This is a genomic window from Providencia sp. PROV261, assembly GCF_028477945.1.
Lineage (GTDB): Bacteria > Pseudomonadota > Gammaproteobacteria > Enterobacterales > Enterobacteriaceae > Providencia > Providencia stuartii.
Window position 1 is genome coordinate 1 of the sequence record NZ_JAMPMC010000068.1, and the last position, 2,608, is coordinate 2,608.

The 2,608-nt window shown below is 52.7% G+C and carries 2 rRNA genes; both read right to left on the reverse strand.

What is annotated here, in order from left to right:
* Positions 1 to 6: 6 nt before the first annotated feature.
* Positions 7 to 122 (reverse strand): 5S ribosomal RNA (gene rrf, locus PR675_RS20295).
* A gap of 129 nt (positions 123 to 251) precedes the next feature.
* Positions 252 to 2,608: ribosomal RNA gene (locus PR675_RS20300) — 23S ribosomal RNA — on the reverse strand; the annotation flags it as partial.

The window sequence follows — 2,608 nt, forward strand, 5'->3', positions numbered from 1 at the left end:
TTTGATGTCTGGCAGTTCCCTACTCTCACATGGGGAGACCCCACACTACCATCGGCGCTACGGCGTTTCACTGCTGAGTTCGGCATGGGGTCAGGTGGGACCACCGCGCTATTGCCGCCAGACAAATTCGGTTTCGTTCCCGTTCGCGTCTACACCGCAAACCAGAACTGCAATCTTGAACAAGCTGATTTTTTCGCACCACTCTCTCGTGCGCTTCAACAATCGTCTCTCTAAAACACCTTCGGTGTTGTCAGGTTAAGCCTCACGGTTCATTAGTACTGGTTAGCTCAACGTATCGCTACGCTTACACACCCAGCCTATCAACGTCTTCGTCTTAAACGTTCCTTTAGGACCCTTAAAGAGTCAGGGAAGACTCATCTCAAGGCAAGTTTCCCGCTTAGATGCTTTCAGCGGTTATCTCTTCCGCACTTAGCTACCGGGCAGTGCCATTGGCATGACAACCCGAACACCAGCGGTGCGTCCACTCCGGTCCTCTCGTACTAGGAGCAGCCCCTTTCAATCTTCCAACGCCCACGGCAGATAGGGACCGAACTGTCTCACGACGTTCTAAACCCAGCTCGCGTACCACTTTAAATGGCGAACAGCCATACCCTTGGGACCTACTTCAGCCCCAGGATGTGATGAGCCGACATCGAGGTGCCAAACACCGCCGTCGATATGAACTCTTGGGCGGTATCAGCCTGTTATCCCCGGAGTACCTTTTATCCGTTGAGCGATGGCCCTTCCATTCAGAACCACCGGATCACTAAGACCTACTTTCGTACCTGCTCGAGCCGTCACTCTCGCAGTCAAGCTGGCTTATGCCTTTGCACTAACCGCATGATGTCCGACCATGCTTAGCCAACCTTCGTGCTCCTCCGTTACGCTTTGGGAGGAGACCGCCCCAGTCAAACTACCCACCAGACACTGTCCGCACCCCGGATCACGGGGCTACGTTAGAACATCAAACATTAAAGGGTGGTATTTCAAGGTTGGCTCCATGCAGACTGGCGTCCACACTTCAAAGCCTCCCACCTATCCTACACATCAAGGCTCAATGTTCAGTGTCAAGCTATAGTAAAGGTTCACGGGGTCTTTCCGTCTTGCCGCGGGTACACTGCATCTTCACAGCGAGTTCAATTTCACTGAGTCTCGGGTGGAGACAGCCTGGCCATCATTACGCCATTCGTGCAGGTCGGAACTTACCCGACAAGGAATTTCGCTACCTTAGGACCGTTATAGTTACGGCCGCCGTTTACTGGGGCTTCGATCAAGAGCTTCTCCTTACGGATAACCCCATCAATTAACCTTCCAGCACCGGGCAGGCGTCACACCGTATACGTCCACTTTCGTGTTTGCACAGTGCTGTGTTTTTAATAAACAGTTGCAGCCAGCTGGTATCTGCGACTGGCTTCAGCTCCATGGGTAAACCACTTCACCTAATGCCAGCGTGCCTTCTCCCGAAGTTACGGCACCATTTTGCCTAGTTCCTTCACCCGAGTTCTCTCAAGCGCCTGAGTATTCTCTACCTGACCACCTGTGTCGGTTTGGGGTACGATTAATGATAATCTAGAGCTTAGAGGCTTTTCCTGGAAGCGGGGCATGAGCTACTTCGCCACCGTAGTGACTCGTCATCAGACCTCAGTGTATAGCGAACCGGATTTGCCTAATTCGCCCACCTACATCCTTAAACCGGGACAACCGTCGCCCGGCCAGCCTAGCCTTCTCCGTCCCCCCATCGCAATTATCACCAGTACAGGAATATTAACCTGTTTCCCATCGACTACGCATTTCTGCCTCGCCTTAGGGGTCGACTCACCCTGCCCCGATTAACGTTGGACAGGAACCCTTGGTCTTCCGGCGTGCGGGTTTTTCACCCGCATTATCGTTACTTATGTCAGCATTCGCACTTCTGATACCTCCAGCATGCCTCGCAGCACACCTTCACAGGCTTACAGAACGCTCCCCTACCCAACAACATCTACATGTCGCTGCCGCAGCTTCGGTGCATGGTTTAGCCCCGTTACATCTTCCGCGCAGGCCGACTCGACCAGTGAGCTATTACGCTTTCTTTAAATGATGGCTGCTTCTAAGCCAACATCCTGGCTGTCTGAGCCTTCCCACTTCGTTTCCCACTTAACCATGACTTTGGGACCTTAGCTGGCGGTCTGGGTTGTTTCCCTCTTCACGACGAACGTTAGCACCCGCCGTGTGTCTCCCGTGATAACATTCTTCGGTATTCGTAGTTTGCATCGGGTTGGTAAGTCGGGATGACCCCCTAGCCGAAACAGTGCTCTACCCCCGAAGATGAGTTCACGAGGCGCTACCTAAATAGCTTTCGGGGAGAACCAGCTATCTCCCGGTTTGATTGGCCTTTCACCCCCAGCCACAAGTCATCCGCTAATTTTTCAACATTAGTCGGTTCGGTCCTCCAGTTAGTGTTACCCAACCTTCAACCTGCCCATGGCTAGATCACCGGGTTTCGGGTCTATACCCTGCAACTCATTCGCCCAGTTAAGACTCGGTTTCCCTACGGCTCCCCTATTCGGTTAACCTTGCTACAGAATATAAGTCGCTGACCCATTATACAAAAGGTACGCAGTCACCC